The sequence below is a fragment of the Campylobacter sp. CNRCH_2015_0338h genome (assembly GCF_025772785.1).
Taxonomy (GTDB): domain Bacteria; phylum Campylobacterota; class Campylobacteria; order Campylobacterales; family Campylobacteraceae; genus Campylobacter_D.
Genome location: NZ_JAKMST010000007.1, coordinates 30,822 through 48,892, shown reverse-complemented (window position 1 = coordinate 48,892; position 18,071 = coordinate 30,822). Strand labels below are relative to the sequence as shown.

Genomic DNA, 18,071 nt, shown 5'->3' with positions numbered 1-18,071 from the left:
TAAAGTATGAAAAAAGTATTGATTATCTTGGCGATTTTATTTTTAAATTTTGCATACTCGCAAGAGGATTTGGTTGAAAAAGGAATTAAAGCCTATGAAAATGGTGATTATGTAAAAGCTGAAAAATATCTTAGAAAAGCTTGTGATTTAAATAATGGAACGGGTTGTTATAATCTCGGCATTATGTATAGTGTAGGCGAAGGTGTAAAAACAAATAGTTTTAAGGTGGTTGAATTATATCAAAAAGCTTGTAATTTGAACATTGGTGCTGGGTGTTATAATCTTAGCTTTATGTATGAAAATGGATTTGGTGTAAAAAAAGATGATTTCAAAGCTATAGAGCTTTATGAAAAAGCATGTGATTTAAATATTGGTTCAGCTTGTTCTAATCTTGGTGTCATGTATGAATTTGGCAAAGGAATAAAAAAAGATAATTTTAAAGCAGTGGAACTTTACCAAAAAGCTTGTAATTTAAATAATGGTGTGAGTTGTTCTAATCTTGGAACTATGTATATAAACGGAAATGGTGTCAGAAAAGATTATTATAAAGCTTTAGAATTTTATAGAAAATCTTGTGGTTTAAATGAAGGTTCAGGTTGTTCTAATCTTGGAGTTGTGTATATAAATGGATATGGTGTTAGACAAGATATTTCTAAAGCTTTAGAGTATTTTGGCAAGGCTTGTGATTTGAAATATGATAAAGGTTGTGAAAACTATGCAAGGTTTAAACAATAATGCAAATTGCACAAATTTTAGATGAGCTAAAACAACAAGATAATTTTAGAATTCTACGCTCATTAAAACATGAGGGAAAATATGTCGTTTATAATGGGCAAAAATTACTAAATTTAGCAAGCAATGATTATCTAAATTTAAGCAATGAAAAAGCATTAAAGCAAGATTTTTTAATACATTTGAAAGAATTTGAATTTTCTAGTTCAAGTTCAAGAAGTTTGAGTGGAAACTATGCGATTTTTGATGAATTTGAAAGCTTTTTAGAAGCTAAATTAGGCAGAAAAATCTTGTATTTTAACAATGGTTATGCCTTAAATGTTAGCTGTTTGCAAGCTTTAGCAAGTATTAAAAATACTTTATTTTTAGCAGATAAACAAGTACATGCAAGTATCATCGATGGTTTAAGGCTTGGCGGGGCTAAATTTATAAGATTTAAGCACAATGATATAAAGCATTTGCAAAGCTTAGTACAAAAGCATTATAAAGAATTTGAAAATATCATCATCGTAAGTGAAGCACTATTTAGTATGGATGGAGATTTTGCACCTATAAAAGAATTCATAAATTTAAAAAAAGAGTTTAAAAATATCAAAATTTACATCGATGAAGCTCATAGCATAGGGTGTTTTAATGATGATGGTTTGGGTTATGTGAAATTTTTGGGATTAGAAAAGGAAGTGGATTTTTTAGTTTTTACCTTTGGTAAGGCCATAGCTTCCATGGGAGCTTGCATGATAAGTGATGAAAAAGATTTTTTTATCAACAAAGCAAGAGCCTTTATATACTCAACTGCTATTGCGCCCATCAATGTAGCTTGGACTTTGCATGTTTTTAAGCATTTGCATGAATTTAGCGCTCAAAGAAAAGAGCTTTTAGAGTTAAGCACTTGGTTTAAAAATGCTTTGGCAAGTAAAGGTGCAGTTTTAGGTGAGGCTTATGTGATATCTTTTATTTTAGGGCAAAATGCACTAGCTAGTGAAATTTCTCAAAAGCTTTTAGAAAATGGTATTTTTGCACCTGCTATTAAAGAGCCAACCGTAGCTAAAAATACAGCTAGAATTCGCCTTTCTTTGCATGCTGGGCTAGTGAAAAAAGACTTAGAAAAGGTTTTGGAGGTACTTTGAAAACTCATTTTTTACATGAAAATGCAAATTCGCGTGAGTTGATTTTATTTTTTTCAGGGTTTTGCTCACATTTTAGCCATTTTGCGCATTTAAAAAGTGATGTAAATGTTTTAATGGTGTATGATTATACGAGTTTTGATTGGGAATTTGATCTTAATAAATTTGAAAAAATCACCCTTGTTGGCTTTTCTATGGGAGTTTGCGTGGCGAGTAAAATTTTAAAAGATATAAAATTTGATAAAAAAATAGCCATAAATGGCACAAATTTACCTATAGATGATGAATTTGGGATTAAAAAAGCCATTTTTAAACTTACTATGAAAAGATTTGCTTTAGAGGATTTTAAAGTAAATTTGCTTGAAAAAAGAATGAATTTAAGTGATGGATTTTATTTTGAAAAAAACGAGCATTTAAAAGCAGAACTTCTAAGCTTATATGAGTTTTGCACTAAAGATTTAAACGAAAAATTCACTTGGGATAAAGCCATAATCAGTAAAGATGATAAGATCTTTCCACCAAAGCATGCTTTTAATTTTTTCAAAGAAAAGGCAATGTTTGTCGATGAGCCACATTTTATATTTTTTAAATACCACACTTGGGAAGCACTTTGCAAACTTTCATAAGAGCAAAAGACACTTATAGCGCAAATACACCTGTGCAAAAAGACATGGCTAAAGAGCTTTGTAAAATGCTTAGTGAGAATGATTTGAGCGATTTTAAAGCGGTGTTTGAATTTGGCTGTGGGGTAGGGATTTTTAGTAAGGCTTTGCAAGAGTGTATTAAATTTAAGCATTATTTTTTAAATGACATTTATGCTTTTGAAAATCCTTGTAAGTTTGATGAATTTGGTGTTTTTGATATGAATGAGCTTAAAAATCATCATTTTTATACGAAAAAATTTGACCTTATAGCTTCAAATGCTTGTATGCAGTGGCTAAAGATAGATGAGCTTTTAGAAAATTTTGCAAGCATGTTAAATAAAAATGGGATTTTGCTTTTTTCTACTTTTGGAGAAAAAAATTTCACTCAAATAAAGCAAAGTGCCAATTTATCACTTAAATATTTAACTTTAGAGCAAATTACACAAAAGCTTTCTAAAAAATTTAAGATCATAAAAGCAAAAGAAGAATTAAAAGAGTTAAAATTTGATTATACTTTAGAGCTTTTTAGGCATTTGAAATTAAGCGGGGTAAATGCTTTGAGTGAAAAATTTTTCATAAGCAAGGCATTTTTAAAAAACTATGAAAAAGAATTTCAAAATACCTTGACTTATCATCCTTTATTTTTTATGTGTCAAGTTTATTAAATTTGATAGATATTTTTTTGCTAATTCTTCTCTTAGATAAAGTTTGTTAAAATCACTTATATCCATACATAAAGCAAAAGCATAAATTTGATGAGTTTTTTTATCTTTTATAAAACCTACGATTTGTCCGTATTTTTCTTTACCCCAGCCTGTTTTTGCAAAGAACTCATAATGTTCATTTTCGCTAAGTTTTATTATATTTATAATTTCTTTTTGTATATTTTTAGGATAATCTAATTTTAGATTTGCTAGTTCAAAAAGTAAGTTTGCTTGTTCTTTAAGACTAATTTGTAAAGAATCATCTATCCAAAATTCATCGATTTTACTTATTTTTTGATTACCATAATTAAGTTTATTTAAGTTTTTTTGCATTTTTTCTAAGCCGATTTTTCTAGCTAATTCTTTATAAGCAGGTAGTTGTGATCTTTGCATAGCTAGGGCTAAATTTGCGTCATTTTTCCAAGAGGGTAAAAATACTTTTTCACCTTTGTAGTGATAAAAAATCTCATTAGTATTTTTCACAACGCCTTCATTAAGTGCGATTAGGGAATTGAAAATTTTAAAAGTAGAGGCAGGTAGGATGCGTTTGTTTGCTTTTGTAAAATTATTACTATAATAATCCTTGCCATCATAAGCTATAAAAACTCCACTTTCATTGTAATCTTTAAAAAGATCTTTTAAATTTTCATTTGCCAAAGCAAAAGAGCAAAAAAGACTAAAAAGTAAAAGTAATTTTTTCAATTTATTTCCTTTTTCATTAAAAATTTTTTAATTCTTGTTGATCTATTATAGCAATGTTTTCTTTGATGATTTTAAATCCTGCTTTTAAAAAGAAATTTTTTAGCACTAAGGCTAGCAAAAGTATAAATTTCACTATAAGGATAGTTTTTAAGAGCAAATTCTAATAAAGCTTTACCATAACCTTGATGAGCATAGTTTGCATGAGTAAAGCAAAGATCGAGAGTTTTTTCTTCTAAATTTATACTTATAAAAGATATGATTTGACCTTTTTCTTCATAAACAAAGCCTAGTTGATTTTGAAATTTTTCCTTCCAAGCTTTTTGGTCTATATTAATCCATGCATGAATTTGTTCTTTTGTGTAATCATTTTTACAAAGAGTGAATACGCTTTGCTTAAAAAGCTTGATACAAGAAGCTAAGTCTTTTATATCAAGCTTTCTTATCAAGCACTTTCCTTAAAGCCAAAGAAGCTAAAGCAAGTCCAAAAGAGGCTGTTACACCCATAAATGAGCCAAGATCTTTACAATGAGCTTCTTCATCTGAAAATACCACATCAAAGTCTCCTTTAAAGCCTGATTTTCTAAGTTCATAACGGAATTTTTTAGCTAAAGCATCGCCGTGTGTTTTAAATATGCTTGTTGTTTTAATACGCGTTGGATCAAGCTTTCTAGCTCCACCGGTTGATGAGATAAAAATTTGCTTTTTCAAATCAACTAAATTAGCCAAAGCAACCTTAGCAGGTATATCATCAATCGCATCAATGATTAAATCAAACTCGCTCAAATCAAAACTTTTTAAAAACTCATCATCGATTTTACTAACTATACCTTTGGCATTGTAAATGCGTTCAAAAACCTTAGCTTTTTCTACGCTTATATTTTCGCTATGAAGTTGGCGGTTTTGATTGGTAGTTTCAAATTTATCCGCATCAATTAATGTTAGATTGCTAAAGCCACTTCTAAAAAGCGCATCAACACAAATTCCACCAACTCCACCTAAACCACAAACTAAAACTTTAGTATTTTGAAATTTAATAAAATTTTCTTCATTAACAAGCCATTTTATACGCGTGTATCTATCCATTTTTCATCCATTTTTTGAGATTTTTCATTTGATTATAAGCTGTTAGATCAAGCATTATAGGTGTTATTGTGGCATAGCCTTGTTTTAAAAGTGCTATGTCTGAGTCTTTTTCATTTTCATGATCAAGATTAGCAGCAGCTAGCCAGTAGTATTCTATACCTCTTGGATTTGTATTTGAGTGTGCTTCATAACTATAAATTCTTTTACCTGCTTTGCAAATTTTTAAGCCTTGAAAGGCTGTTTTGCTAGAAGGAAAGTTGATATTTAAAAATTCTTTTTTATCTAAAGGAAAGCCTTTTTCAAAGATATTTTTGACTATTTTTTTAGTAAGTTTTAAAGCAAGTTTATAATCAAGCTCTTTTTGGCTATCTTTGTAAAATTGCGATAAAGCAATGGCAGGAATTCCATGAAGCACAGCTTCCATAGCACCTGCGCAAGTTCCTGAGTAAGTTATATCCTCGCCTACATTAGCACCTTTATTGATCCCACTTATGACAAGATCAGGCAAACGCTTTTTATATAAAGCATGCAAAGCAAGATAAACGCAATCCGCAGGCGTGCCATCATCAAGCTTGTAAAATCTTTTACCAACCTTGTGAAATCTTAAAGGTTTGGTTAGTGTTATGGAGTGTGAGCATGCTGATTTTTCACTAGCAGGAGCTACTATGGTGATTTTAGCTTTAAAATGCTTTTTTAGCATTTTTATAAGCTTTTTTAAACCTTCACTTTCATAGCCATCATCGTTTGTTATTAAAATTTCTTTCATGTTTTTTCCTTTTTTTAGATTTTAACACAAGTGATAAAATATTTTTTAAAATAAAGAAAAATTATTAGTGGTGTTTTGTATTATAATTTATTTATAATTATGATAGTATATTTAAATTTAATTCAAGGAGGAAAAATGCAAAAAATTAAATTCATAATGATATTTAGTGTATTTGTAGTTTTTTTTATTGGATGTTCTTCTAAAGAGCAATTTAATCCTTTGGCACGTTCTTTGGGCGGTGTAAATGATATTGATCCTTTAAAAATAGGTAAAAATCCAACACCACCTGCTAAGCAAAAAACACCAGCTTTGATAGAAGGTAAGTATTTTCCTGCTATACCGCTTGTACCACCAGTAATTACTACAAATACTTTTAAAGGGGATAATCCCATAAAAGGACCCTTGCCAAGGTTAACTTCGGATAATAAATTTACTTCAAATGCTTTGTATGAAAATTCAGGCATTGCGAGTGATTTTGTAACCATTATGAATCCAAACGGTGCTGCGCTAACTGTTTGGGCGTTAAATCCAGGTAATTGGATATGGGGTTATAATTTATTTGATAGCAAACCTTTTGGCGATGCAAGAGTTTGGCAGCTCATTGAATTTCCAAATAATAAAGTTATGATTAAAAATACAAAAACTTTAACATGTTTAAATGCTTATGGAAATGGTATAGTGCATTATCCTTGCGATCAAAGCAATTTTGCGCAATTTTGGAGTCTTTTTCCTATGAGTAATGGTGCTTATCAAATTCAAAATTATGCTACCCAACAATGCATACAAACAACGGTTGGAAATGTAATGGAGGAGTTTTATTTTAACTATTATAGTATTTATTTGACACCTTGTTTGAAATCAAAAGAAAAAAATTTAGATAGACAATGGAGTATAAGTGCACCTGCTTTTCAAACAAGATCACCTTATGCTGAAGGAGGGGTATTTTGAAAAAGATAATATTTTTAATTTTAGGTTTTAATTTATTATTTGGAGCTTTAGAAAATTATAACAGTGGTACTTGGAATTTACAAGGCTCATCAGCTTCTACTGAAAGCAAATGGAATATTAGCATAAGACAGCTTGTAACGGGTGCTAATCCTATGGATATTTTGGCTGTTCAAGAAGCAGGAGTTTTGCCAAGTACAGCTATAATGACTCCAAGACAAGTTCAACCTGTAGGAATTGGAATTCCTATACATGAGTATGAGTGGAATTTGGGCTCATCAAGTCGTCCAAATTCTGTTTTTATATATTATTCAAGAGTGGATGTTGGAGCAAATCGTGTAAATATGGCTATAGTAAGTAGAGTGCAAGCTGATGAGGTTTTTGTTTTACCACCTCCAACTGTTGCTTCAAGACCTATTATAGGAATTCGCATAGGAAATGATGCGTTTTTTAGCATACATGCTTTAGCAAGTGGAGGTAATGATGGTGGAGCTATTGTGAGTGCTGTGGATAGTTTTTTTAGAAATAGACCAGAGATTAATTGGATGATTTTGGGTGATTTTAATAGAGAAGCAGGATCTTTGGTTTCTTTACTTGATCCAGATTTAAGAGCGCGTACACGAGTGATCCCTCCAAATACGAATACTCAAACTAGCGGAAGGATTATTGACTATGCTATCACAGGAAATTCCAATACAGCTTCTTTGTATAATCCACCGCCAATCATTGCTCTTTTAGCTGTAGCAGGACTTAGAACTTTTTTAGCTTCTGATCATTTTCCTGTGAATTTTAGAAGACCTTAGGAGTAAATGATGAAAAAAATTGGTATTTTATTTTTTATGGTTTTGAGCTTTTTAAGGGCTGAGGTTAGTTTAGATGAATTAGAAGATTTTACACCTATGTTTGCTATAAGATCTTTAGAAACAGGAATTTCGCTAAGTCCTTTTAGATATAGCTCTGAAATATTAGAAGAGCAAAATTGGTTTTTAAAAGAAATAATACTTAGTGATGAGTTAAAAGAAAAAGACAGGTATGCTGTGCAACGCCCTTTTGGTTATGTGCAGTTTATAAATCCTAGAGGTGCTGATGTATGTTTGGCTGTTTTAGATGAAAAAACTTTTGGAACAAAATCTTGCAAGCAAGATTTACAAGATGGACAAATGCAAACGGTTTTTTCTATCATGCCTACTACAAGTTCTGCTGTGCAAATTAGGTCTTTAACGCATGGCGGGGTAAAATGTATGAGTACTTTTTATGATGCATATATACCTATAGAAAATCGCTTTGGTTTAGATGATTGTACCGTAAATCCTTCTGTACCTATAGAATTAAAAGAATTATTTTTCTTTGCCCCTGCTATCGTTGAAGCAACTCCGCTTTATTAAACTAAACCCGCTTTGCGGGTTTAAACTCTAAGTTAAAATTTGTTAGAATGTCTTTAAAATTGATATAAGGTAGGTTAATGAAAACCTTTTTAGTTTGCGCCTTAGAGCCTTCAGCAAATTTGCATTTAAAAGAAGTTTTAAAAGCTTATAAAAATGAGTATAAAGAATTTGATTTAGTGGGAATTTATGATGAGAATTTATGTGAAGAATTTAGTCTAAATTCCAAGCCACTTTATAGCTCACATGAGTTTAGTGCTATGGGTTTTATAGAGGTTTTGCCACTCATTTTAAAAGCCAAAAGAGCTATAAAAGAGCTGGTAAATTTAAGCCTTACTCAAAAAATTGATGCGATTTTGTGTATAGATTCACCTGCTTTTAATATACCTTTTGCAAAGGCTTTAAAAAAAGCAAATTCCAGAGCAAAAAGAATTTATTATATTTTACCTCAAGTTTGGGCATGGAAAAAAGGTCGCATACCCATCATAGAAAGTCATTTTGATGTGCTAGCTTCTATCTTGCCTTTTGATAGTGAGTTTTTTAGCAAAAGCACTTATGTGGGTCATCCACTTTTAGACGAGATAAAAGAGTTTAAAAACCAAGAAGATATAAATTTTATATTTTCAAAAAAAGATGATGAAAAAATCATCGCTTTCTTGCCAGGCTCAAGAAAAAGTGAAATAAAGCGTTTGATGCCTATTTTTAGAGAATTAAGCACTAAATTTAAAGGTAAAAAAATCCTTTGTGTACCTGAGTTTAATTTAAAAAGATTAGATCTTTATGGGGATATAAATGGTTTTGAAATTCAAAGCAATACCCCAAAAGTGCTTAAAAATGCTGATTTTGCTTTTATTTGTAGTGGCACAGCTACGCTTGAAGCAGCTTTGGTCGGCACGCCTTTTGTACTTGCTTATAAGGCTAAAGCTATTGATGTATTTATCGCAAGATGTTTTGTAAAACTCAAACACATAGGCCTTGCAAATATCTTTTTAGATTTTGCAGGAAAAAGCGAGCTTAATCCTGAATTTTTACAAGAGCAAGTGAATGTGGAAAATTTATATCAAGCTTATCTTAAATACGATTATAAGGCATTTTTTGATAAAGTAGATTTTTTAAAAGAATATTTGCAATTTGCAAGTGCAAAAAATTTAGCTAAAATACTTTATGAAATCAAATAAGGATAAATCATGCAAAAAGAACCTATGAGTAAATATGGCTATGAGAAATTAGAAAAAGAATTAGAACATTTAAAAAAAGTTGAACGCCCAAAAGTAGTAGAAGAAATAGACATAGCAAGAAGTCATGGAGATTTAAAAGAAAATGCAGAATATCACGCAGCTAGAGAAAAACAAGCTTTTATAGAGGGAAAGATAGCTGAACTTGGGGATTTGATCTCAAGAGCACAAATCATCGATCCATCTTCTTACGAGCATGATAGTGTGAAATTTGGCTCAACTGTTGTGGTGGAAGATTTAGAAAGTGAAAAGCAAAGCACTTATACTTTAGTAGGGGTAAATGAGGGAAATTTAGAAAAAGGCTATATTTCCATTAGTTCGCCTATTGCAAAAGCAATGCTTGGTAAAAAAGAGGGTGATGATTTTAAAGTGCGTTTGCCAAAAGGCGAGAGTGAATTTGAAATCATTTCTATAGAATACAAAGCTTTGGAATTTTAATTTTTGCAAAAAATAATTATAAAAGAAAATGCTGTTTTCATTGCTGATGCACATGAAAATGAAAATAGGCGTGGTTTTTGGGATTTTTTACAAGCCTTAAAAGATAAAAAAATTCAAACTCCACAGCTTTTTTTAATGGGTGATATTTTTGATCTTTTAATTTATGAAGTAAAAGCCACGCATGATTTTGCAAAAGCTTATATAGACTTACTTGAAGAGCTTGCTGATGAGATTGAAATCATTTATTTAGAAGGTAATCACGATTTTAATTTGGCTAAATTTTTTAAAAAAGTGAAGGTTTTTAGCATAAAACAACAGCCTTTGCTTTGCGAATTTAAAGATAAAACCTTAGTAAAATTAGCCCATGGGGATATTTTTTTAAAACCTTTTTTGCAATTTTGCTTAAAAAGTTTGAGAAATCATTATTTACTACTTTTTTTAAATTTTTTAAATGTTACTAGTAAAGAAAAAATTACTCAAAAAATTTTAAAAAATCAAAATAAAAAACAACTTATTAGAAAAATTCCTCAATTTGCTACTTTAGTAAAAGAGCGTATAAAACACTACAATGTAAAATTTATAATAGAAGGACATTATCATCAAGATGTATTTTTAGAATTTGAGAATACAAAATATTTAAATTTACCTACTTTTGCATACAAGGAAAGTTTTTTTGTAGTAAAATATGAACCAGAAATCAGATTTCACAAAATAGAACTTAAGGAGGCATAATGTTTGATGAGAATGTCGTTAAAACAGGTTCAAATGAAATGGAGCTTGTTGATTTTCGCATCTTTAAGCAAGGCCAAGATAAAGTCTATGAGGGAATTTATGGTGTAAATGTTTCTAAGGTTAGAGAAATCATAAAAATTCCTTTTTTGACTGAAATTCCAGGGGTGCCTGAGTATGTTGAAGGTATTTTTGATCTTCGTGGTGTGGTGATTCCTGTGATTAATCTAGCTAAATGGATGCAAATTCAAGAGCCAGAAATGACAAATATAAAACCTAGAGTTATCATTACTGAATTTAGTAATGTATTAATCGGTTTTATCGTACATGAGGCAAAAAGAATTCGTAGAATTAATTGGAAAAATATCGAGCCAGCTAATTTTGCTACAAGTGCAGGTAGTTTGGATAAAAGTAAAATAACAGGTGTAACTAGAATCGAGGGTGATGAGGTTTTACTTATCCTAGATTTAGAAAGTATAGTGCAAGAGCTTGGAATTTATACTCCACAAACTGATATTGAAGATGATAAGATTCAAAAAATTGAGGGTATAGCTTTAGCACTTGATGATAGTTCTACTGCAAGAAAACTTGTTAAAGATTTACTTAATAAAATCGGCTTAAAAGTTGTAGAAGCAAAAGATGGGGTTGAAGGTTTACAAAAACTTCAAGAGTTATATGGGGCATATGGTGATGATTTAAATAAACATCTAAAAATCATCGTAAGTGATGTTGAAATGCCTCAAATGGATGGTTTCCACTTTGCAGCTAAAGTAAGAGAAGATGAGAGATTTAAAAATATTCCTATCGTGTTTAACTCTTCTTTATCAAATGAGTTTATGAGTGATAAAGGTGTTAAAGAAGCAGGTGGTGAGGGGTATTTGGTTAAATTTAACGCAAGTGATTTCTTTGCTGAAATTTCTCGTGTTATTAAAAAACATGAAAAAGGTGAGGAGTAAAAATGGAAGATATTCAAGAAATACTTGAGGATTTTTTAGTTGAAGCCTTTGAACTAGTTGAGCAAATTGACCATGATTTGGTTGAATTAGAAGCAAATCCTGAAGACTTAGAACTATTAAATAGAATTTTCCGTGTTGCACATACTGTTAAAGGTTCATCAAGCTTTTTAAATTTTGATATTTTAACAAAACTTACTCATCACATGGAAGATGTTTTAAATAAAGCAAGACACAATGAGCTTAAAATTACTCCTGAAGTAATGGATGTGGTTTTAGAGTCTATTGATATGATGAAAACCTTATTAAATTCTATTAGAGATAATGGAAATGATACAGCAATAGGACTTGATATAGCTCCAATTTGTACAAGATTAACCGCTATTTCAGAGGGTGAAAGTTTAGAGTCTGTTGCACCGGCTAAAGCTGAAGAGCCAAAAGAAGAAGTAAAAGAAGAGCCAAAGGCCGAAGAACCTGAAGTTGATGTAAATAAACTCAGCGATGATGAGGTTGAGGCTGAAATTGAAAGACTTTTAAAAGTAAGAAAAGCTGAAGACCAAGCAAGACGTGCTGAAAAGAAAAAAACACAAGAAGCGAATCCAGCTCCAAGTAAACCAGCTGCTCAAGCGCAAAATGCAACTGCTGAGAAAAAAGTTCCTGCAGCAGGTGGTGGAAGCAGTGGTGCAAATATGGATCAAACCATTAGGGTTGAAGTAAAAAGACTTGATCATTTGATGAACTTAATTGGTGAGCTTGTTCTTGGTAAAAACCGCTTATTAAAAATTTATGATGATGTTGAAGAAAGATATGATGGGGAAAAATTCTTAGAAGAATTAAACCAAGTAGTATCGCAACTTAGCATTGTTACTACAGATATTCAATTAGCAGTTATGAAAACAAGAATGCAGCCTATTGCAAAAGTTTTCAACAAATTCCCAAGAGTTGTACGTGATTTGGGCCGTGAACTTGGCAAGCAAATGGAGCTTGAAATTTCAGGGGAAGAAACTGAACTTGATAAGTCTATTGTGGAAGAAATTGGCGATCCTATTATGCATATGATTAGAAACTCGTGTGATCATGGTATAGAAGATCCAGCAACACGTGTGGCTAATGGTAAACCAGAAAAAGGAACCGTTAATCTTAAAGCATACAATGAAGGAAACCACATTGTAGTGGAAATTGCTGATGATGGTAAAGGGCTTGATGCGGATGCTTTAAAATCAAAAGCTATAGAGAAAAACTTAATCACAGAGCGCGAAGCTGATCAAATGAGCGATAAAGAAGCGTTTGCATTGATTTTCAAACCAGGTTTTTCAACTGCTGCTAAAATCACTAATGTTTCAGGTCGTGGTGTTGGAATGGACGTTGTTAAAACTAATATTGAAAAACTAAATGGTGTGATTGAGATTGACAGTGAACTTGGTAAAGGCACTGTGATGAAGCTTAAAATCCCACTTACTTTAGCAATTATTCAATCATTGCTTGTAGGTACACAAGAAGAGTTTTATGCTATTCCTCTTGCAAGTGTTCTTGAGACGGTTAGAGTGCCAATTGATGATATTTATACCATTGAAGGTAAAAACGTACTTCGCTTAAGAGATGAGGTTTTATCTTTAGTAAGACTTTCAGATGTATTTGGTGTAAAACAAGTGCTTGAAAATACTGATCAAACTTATGTAGTTGTTATAGGTGTAGCAGAAAGTAAGCTTGGTATTATAGTAGATACTTTAGTAGGTCAAGAAGAAATCGTTATTAAGTCTATGGGTGAATATTTACAAAACATCCAAGGTATAGCAGGAGCGACGATTCGTGGTGATGGTAGAGTTACTTTGATTATTGATGTTGCTGCTATGATGGATATAGCTAAAGAGATCAAAGTAGATATTAAAGCACAAATTGAAGCGCAAGCTAAAAAAGTTGTGAAAGAAAAACCAAGCGATTATACAGTACTTATAGTGGATGATTCTAAGATGGATAGAAATATCATGCAAAAATCGCTAGAACCACTAGGTGTGAGTATTATAGAAGCAACTAACGGCGTTGAGGCATTAAATACAATTAAATCAGGTGAGCATGATATTGATGCAGTGCTGATTGATATTGAAATGCCAAGAATGGATGGTTATACCTTAGCAGGTGAAATTAGAAAATATTCTAAATACAAAAACCTTCCACTTGTTGCGGTAACTTCAAGAACTAGTAAATCAGACCGTCTAAGAGGTGTGGAAGTAGGAATGACTGAGTATATTACTAAGCCTTACTCTCCAGAGTACTTAGAAAATGTAGTTAGAAAAAATTTAAAACTAGGATAAGAAGATGAATGATAAATTAAGCCAGGTTTTGCAAAAACAACAAGCGCAAATTGCAGAACCAGATGTGGATAAAGAAGAGGATATTATTCAGCTTGTTGGTTTTGTGGTAGGAGATGAGGAATATGCTATTCCTATTCTTAATATTCAAGAAATTATTAAACCTATAGAATATACTAGGGTTCCAAGTGTACCTGATTATGTTTTAGGTGTGTTTAATATGAGGGGTAATGTTATGCCTTTGATAGATCTTGCAAAAAGATTTAATCAAGGTAGTTCTAAAATGACACCTCAAACTAGATATATTGTTTTAAAAGGCGTAGCAAATGGAAATCAAACTCCTGCGGGTAATGCGGGTTTTGTGATAGATAGATTAACAGAGGCTATCAAAATTCACAGAAGCAGAATTGATCCGCCACCTGAAACTTTACTAAAAGAAAAAGGTATGATTTTTGGTATAGGTAAAAGAGAAGAAAATATTTTAACTATATTAAAAGCCGAAGCTTTATTAAAGCGTGAGTTTTAATGATAAAGCTTTGTGCCTTTGACTTTGACTCTACGCTAATGGATGGAGAAACCATCGACATTTTAGCACAAGAGTATAATGTCGGTGATGCTGTTAAAAGTATCACCGATAAAGCAATGAATGGTGAGCTTGATTTTTTTGAAAGCTTAAGTGCTAGAGTAGCCTTGCTTGAGGGAATGCCAGTTGATCAAGTAAGAAAGTGCTGTGAAAATTTACCTTTGATGAATGGCGCTAAAGAATTATGCGAGTATTTAAAAAATAAAAATATAAAAATTATTGTTTTTAGTGGTGGATTTCATGAGGGAATTGACTTAATACAAAATAAACTTCATTTTGATTTTGGTTTTGCTAACTTTTTGCATAGTAAAAACGGTGTTTTAACGGGAAAAGTTGGTGGAGAAATTATGTTTAACAACTCAAAAGGTATTATACTACAAAGACTTAAGAAATTTTTAAATTTAAAAACAGAAGAAATTATGTGTGTGGGCGATGGAGCTAATGATATTTCTATGTTTAAAGAATGTGGATTAAAAATAGCTTTTTGCGCCAAAGAAATTTTAAGATCTCATGCAGATATTTGTATAGATAAAAAAGATTTAAAAGAAATAATAAAGGTAATACAATGAAAAAATTTTCACTATGGTGTGATTTTATAGAAAATGAATTTTTAGATCATGAATTTTTGGATTTAATATACTCAAGAACAATCAATGGTGCTACTTCAAATCCTGCTATTTTTAAAAATGCGATTTTAAACTCAGCTATTTATAAAGAAAAAATCAAAAAATCAAATCTCAAAGATAAAAAAGCCTTATATGAGTATCTTGCGGTAGAAGATATTGCTAAGGCTGCAGATAAATTAGCTATTAATTATTATGAAAATAATGATGGTTTTATTAGTATTGAAATTGACCCGAGATTAAAAGATAATACTAGCTTATCTTTGGCTGAGGCAAAAAGATTATACACGCAAATTGCAAAAGAAAATGTGATGATGAAAATTCCTGCAACAGAAGCTTCTTATGAAGTAATGCAAGAATTAATGAAAAATGGTATTAGTGTAAATGCTACTTTGATTTTTGATTTTGAGCAAACTAAAAAATGCTTTGAAGCTTTAAATTTAGGTTTAAAAGAATTTAGAAAAAATAATATTGCAGCCAAAAAAGAGCCTCGAGCAGTTATTAGTATTTTTGTAAGCCGTTTTGATAGATTATTAAATAATCAAGTTTTAGATAAAAATTATATAGGAATTCTTACTGCAACAAAGGCTTATAATTATATCATTAAACAAAATGAAGCAAATATTAGAGCTTTATTTGCAAGTACGGGTGTTAAGGGTGATGATTTAGAAAAAGATTATTATATTAAAGAATTACTCTATGATAAAGCTATTAATACTGCACCACTAGATGCTATTAAGGCTTTTAAAGGTAAGCAAATCGTGTTTAAAGAGCCTTTGAAAGATGAATGTATAGAGAAAAAATTGAATGCAAATATTTCAAAAGATGCTTTAAGTAAAGCTTGTAAAGATTTGCTTGATGATGGTTTAGAACAATTTTGCATAGCTTATGAAGATATTTTAAAATCTTTATAAACTTATTTAGCTATAATTAGCGTTTATTTTTTTAGAAAGGAAACAGATGTTAGAAGGTATCGTTAGAGAGAGTATCGGTAGAAAAGCTGCTAAAGCTTTAAAAAGAGATGGTTATCTAATCGCAAACATCTACGGAAAAGGATTAGAAAACATCAATGCTGCTTTTAAAGTAAATGAATTTATTAAAGAAGTACGCAAAAAAACTACTTTAGCTTTTGATGTAAAAGTAGCAGACAAAGTATTAAATGTTGTGGTAGTTGATTATCAAAAAGATCCTGTAACCGCAGAATTAAAACACGTAGATTTAAAAGTAGCACAAAAAGGTGTTATTTCTAAATATATGGTTCCTGTAAAAATCGTAGGAACAGCTATGGGTCTTAAAAATAAAGGTGTTTTAATCCAATCAAAAAGAAGATTAAAAGTAAAATGTGCAGCTGAAAACTTACCAAATTATTTTGAATTAGATGTAACCAAACTTGATGTTGGTGATGCACTTTTAATCCGCGATGTAGTTGTACCTGAGGGTGTAACTATGGTTGATGCTGATAGAGTAGCTGTAGTTGGCGTAGAAAAAGCAAGATAAAATGACCTTAGTCGTAGGACTTGGTAATATAGGAGAACAATACGCCCAAACCCGTCATAATGTAGGGTTTATGCTAATTGACTTAATTTTGAAAGACTTGCAAACAACAAAGCTTTCAAATGCTAAATTTAAAGGAGAGCTTTTTAAAAGCTCTTCTGCTCTTTTTTTAAAACCTTCCACTTATATGAATTTATCCGGAGAAAGCGTAAAAGCTGTTAGTGAATACTATAAATGTGATAGAATTATTGTAATCCATGATGATATAGATTTAAATTTAGGTGCTTTGAAATTTAAAATAGGTGGATCAAGTGGTGGGCATAATGGACTTAAAAGTATAGATAATCTTTGTGGTAATGCTTATGAGAGAGTACGCATAGGAGTAGGAAAAGGACAAGATGTAATTTCTCATGTTTTGGGGAAATTTAAACAAGAAGAGCAAGAAAGCTTAACTAAGGTTTTAGAACATAGCAAAAAAGCCTTACTTGAGCTTTTAAATTCTGATATAGAAAAAATCGCTTCAAAATATTCTTTAAAAAGTTAAACGATGAGTATATTTTTTCGCTATATTTCATCTTTGTATTTAAAATCATTTTTTATTTTATTTTTTTCTTTGACTTTTTTCTTTGTAGCGATTGATTTTTTGCTAAATTTCAATAGACTGCCAAAAAGTGCAAATTTAGAGCTTTTATATATATTTTTCTTAACATGCTCAGCAGCTTCTTATATACTACCTTTAGCTATAGTCCTTGCTTTGGTTTTGTGTATTTTTAATATGATACGCTCGAATGAATTTGTTAGCTTATATGCTTTGGGTTTAAGTAAAAATCAAGTGATTTTTTATCCTTTTTTATGGGCTATGTTTTTTTGTTGTGTTTATGTAGGACTTAATTTTAGCTCCTTTGCTTATGCAGATGAATATAAAAGTAATATTCTTAAGCGTGGCGTTGTAGATAGAGAGGGTGGGGAAGTTTTGATTAAATATAATGATAAATTTATTTATATACAAAAAACAAGTTCTCAAACCCTATATAATGTAAAAATCTTTGATGTAAAAAATTTAGACATTCAAAGTATAATCCATGCAAAAACTGCTAAATTTAATGGAGATTCTTGGGATTTAAATGATGCTAAAGCTACTAATGTACCACAAAATTTGATTGTTTCAAAAGAGGGTTTAAGTATAGAAGAATTTAAAAATATTAAAGGTTTAGAAGATTTTTCTCCAAAAATTTTAGAAAGAATTTCTTTAGTAGAGAGCAATCCTTCTTATTCTATTTTAGACGCACTAGAAAGTATGGTAATTTTTGCAAAACAAAATATTTCTACTAATACACTTAGAACAAGCTTGTATTCTTTAGTTCTTACACCATTTTTTGCACCATTTTTAATGCTTATTGTGTATTATTATTTCCCTTTAACAGCAAGATTTTTTAATCTCGCACTTTTAGCTTTTGTATTTTTTGTGTGCATACTTTTGGTTTGGGGTTTGTTGTTTTTATTAACAAGATTGAGCGAAAATGAAATTTTACTTCCAGAGCTTGGTATAATGCTACCAGTATTTATTTTAATGAGTATAGGAAGTTTTTATTATTTTAAACACAAATAACTACAAGTGAGGTTTT

General features: G+C 30.8%; 21 protein-coding genes and 1 pseudogene. 18 read left to right on the top strand and 4 right to left on the bottom strand.

What is annotated here, in order from left to right; all coding sequences use genetic code 11:
- Positions 1-6 precede the first annotated feature (6 nt).
- The 4 genes from L8X30_RS06140 to L8X30_RS06125 are packed head-to-tail and all read left to right on the top strand — an operon-like array spanning position 7 to position 3,165.
- Entirely contained in the window at positions 7-735 is a 729-nt protein-coding gene (locus L8X30_RS06140) for a tetratricopeptide repeat protein (RefSeq protein WP_263679494.1), read from the top strand.
- The gene (locus L8X30_RS06135) at positions 735-1,859 is read left to right on the top strand and encodes an aminotransferase class I/II-fold pyridoxal phosphate-dependent enzyme (protein WP_263679493.1); all 1,125 of its coding nucleotides are present in this window, start codon (positions 735-737) and stop codon (positions 1,857-1,859) included. Before L8X30_RS06140 ends, L8X30_RS06135 begins: the two co-directional genes overlap by 1 nt.
- A complete protein-coding gene (locus tag L8X30_RS06130) occupies positions 1,856-2,482 on the top strand; it encodes a pimeloyl-ACP methyl esterase BioG family protein (RefSeq protein WP_263679492.1) in 627 nt (208 codons plus the stop codon). The genes L8X30_RS06135 and L8X30_RS06130 overlap by 4 nt, the downstream gene beginning before the upstream one ends.
- Positions 2,467-3,165 carry a methyltransferase domain-containing protein gene (locus L8X30_RS06125; RefSeq protein ID WP_263679491.1) on the top strand — a complete coding sequence of 233 codons (699 nt, stop codon included), beginning with the start codon at positions 2,467-2,469 and terminating at the stop codon, positions 3,163-3,165. Before L8X30_RS06130 ends, L8X30_RS06125 begins: the two co-directional genes overlap by 16 nt.
- On the opposite strand, the gene blaOXA is transcribed toward L8X30_RS06125, so the two are convergent.
- From blaOXA to surE, 4 genes and pseudogenes are all read right to left on the bottom strand, one after another.
- Entirely contained in the window at positions 3,139-3,906 is a 768-nt protein-coding gene (gene blaOXA / locus L8X30_RS06120) for an OXA-493 family class D beta-lactamase (RefSeq protein WP_263679490.1), read from the bottom strand. The two genes, L8X30_RS06125 and blaOXA, sit on opposite strands and share 27 nt — an antisense overlap.
- Positions 3,903-4,352 (bottom strand): annotated as a pseudogene (locus L8X30_RS06115) (GNAT family N-acetyltransferase). Before L8X30_RS06115 ends, blaOXA begins: the two are co-directional and overlap by 4 nt.
- The gene (locus tag L8X30_RS06110; protein WP_263679488.1) at positions 4,336-4,989 is read right to left on the bottom strand and encodes a ThiF family adenylyltransferase; all 654 of its coding nucleotides are present in this window, start codon (positions 4,987-4,989) and stop codon (positions 4,336-4,338) included. Before L8X30_RS06110 ends, L8X30_RS06115 begins: the two are co-directional and overlap by 17 nt.
- Complete coding sequence (surE, locus tag L8X30_RS06105; RefSeq protein WP_263679487.1) at positions 4,982-5,755, bottom strand: 5'/3'-nucleotidase SurE; 774 nt, start codon at positions 5,753-5,755, stop codon at positions 4,982-4,984. Before surE ends, L8X30_RS06110 begins: the two co-directional genes overlap by 8 nt.
- A 135-nt stretch (positions 5,756-5,890) precedes the next feature.
- On the opposite strand from surE, the gene L8X30_RS06100 reads away from it, so the two are divergent.
- From L8X30_RS06100 to L8X30_RS06035, 14 genes are all read left to right on the top strand, one after another.
- Positions 5,891-6,703: an RICIN domain-containing protein gene (locus L8X30_RS06100; RefSeq protein ID WP_263679486.1), complete on the top strand. Its 813-nt coding sequence runs from the start codon at positions 5,891-5,893 to the stop codon at positions 6,701-6,703.
- Positions 6,700-7,503 (top strand): cytolethal distending toxin subunit B family protein, encoded by an 804-nt coding sequence (locus L8X30_RS06095; protein ID WP_263679485.1) that lies wholly within the window; start codon positions 6,700-6,702, stop codon positions 7,501-7,503. The genes L8X30_RS06100 and L8X30_RS06095 overlap by 4 nt, the downstream gene beginning before the upstream one ends.
- Before the next feature lie 9 nt (positions 7,504-7,512).
- The gene (locus L8X30_RS06090) at positions 7,513-8,085 is read left to right on the top strand and encodes a cytolethal distending toxin subunit A (protein ID WP_263679484.1); all 573 of its coding nucleotides are present in this window, start codon (positions 7,513-7,515) and stop codon (positions 8,083-8,085) included.
- A 77-nt stretch (positions 8,086-8,162) separates the two neighbouring features.
- Positions 8,163-9,260, top strand: a complete 1,098-nt coding sequence (gene lpxB / locus L8X30_RS06085; protein ID WP_263679483.1) for a lipid-A-disaccharide synthase — start codon at positions 8,163-8,165, stop codon at positions 9,258-9,260.
- A gap of 9 nt (positions 9,261-9,269) precedes the next feature.
- Positions 9,270-9,755, top strand: coding sequence for a transcription elongation factor GreA (gene greA, locus L8X30_RS06080; RefSeq protein WP_039619215.1), 486 nt, complete (start codon positions 9,270-9,272; stop codon positions 9,753-9,755).
- 3 nt (positions 9,756-9,758) lie between these two features.
- Positions 9,759-10,487, top strand: coding sequence for a UDP-2,3-diacylglucosamine diphosphatase (locus tag L8X30_RS06075; protein ID WP_412175508.1), 729 nt, complete (start codon positions 9,759-9,761; stop codon positions 10,485-10,487).
- Positions 10,487-11,440 carry a chemotaxis protein gene (locus tag L8X30_RS06070; protein WP_263663913.1) on the top strand — a complete coding sequence of 318 codons (954 nt, stop codon included), beginning with the start codon at positions 10,487-10,489 and terminating at the stop codon, positions 11,438-11,440. The genes L8X30_RS06075 and L8X30_RS06070 overlap by 1 nt, the downstream gene beginning before the upstream one ends.
- A 2-nt stretch (positions 11,441-11,442) precedes the next feature.
- Positions 11,443-13,749, top strand: a complete 2,307-nt coding sequence (locus tag L8X30_RS06065; protein WP_263679482.1) for a chemotaxis protein CheW — start codon at positions 11,443-11,445, stop codon at positions 13,747-13,749.
- 4 nt (positions 13,750-13,753) lie between these two features.
- The gene (locus L8X30_RS06060) at positions 13,754-14,272 is read left to right on the top strand and encodes a chemotaxis protein CheW (RefSeq protein ID WP_039668837.1); all 519 of its coding nucleotides are present in this window, start codon (positions 13,754-13,756) and stop codon (positions 14,270-14,272) included.
- Positions 14,272-14,898 (top strand): phosphoserine phosphatase SerB, encoded by a 627-nt coding sequence (gene serB, locus L8X30_RS06055; protein WP_263679481.1) that lies wholly within the window; start codon positions 14,272-14,274, stop codon positions 14,896-14,898. The genes L8X30_RS06060 and serB overlap by 1 nt, the downstream gene beginning before the upstream one ends.
- The gene (locus L8X30_RS06050) at positions 14,895-15,866 is read left to right on the top strand and encodes a transaldolase (protein ID WP_263679480.1); all 972 of its coding nucleotides are present in this window, start codon (positions 14,895-14,897) and stop codon (positions 15,864-15,866) included. The genes serB and L8X30_RS06050 overlap by 4 nt, the downstream gene beginning before the upstream one ends.
- Before the next feature lie 46 nt (positions 15,867-15,912).
- Positions 15,913-16,449 (top strand): 50S ribosomal protein L25/general stress protein Ctc, encoded by a 537-nt coding sequence (locus tag L8X30_RS06045; protein WP_133319540.1) that lies wholly within the window; start codon positions 15,913-15,915, stop codon positions 16,447-16,449.
- A gap of 1 nt (position 16,450) precedes the next feature.
- The gene (pth, locus tag L8X30_RS06040) at positions 16,451-16,990 is read left to right on the top strand and encodes an aminoacyl-tRNA hydrolase (RefSeq protein ID WP_263679479.1); all 540 of its coding nucleotides are present in this window, start codon (positions 16,451-16,453) and stop codon (positions 16,988-16,990) included.
- Positions 16,991-16,993: 3 nt separating this feature from the next.
- The gene (locus tag L8X30_RS06035) at positions 16,994-18,055 is read left to right on the top strand and encodes an LptF/LptG family permease (RefSeq protein ID WP_263679478.1); all 1,062 of its coding nucleotides are present in this window, start codon (positions 16,994-16,996) and stop codon (positions 18,053-18,055) included.
- Positions 18,056-18,071 lie beyond the last annotated feature (16 nt).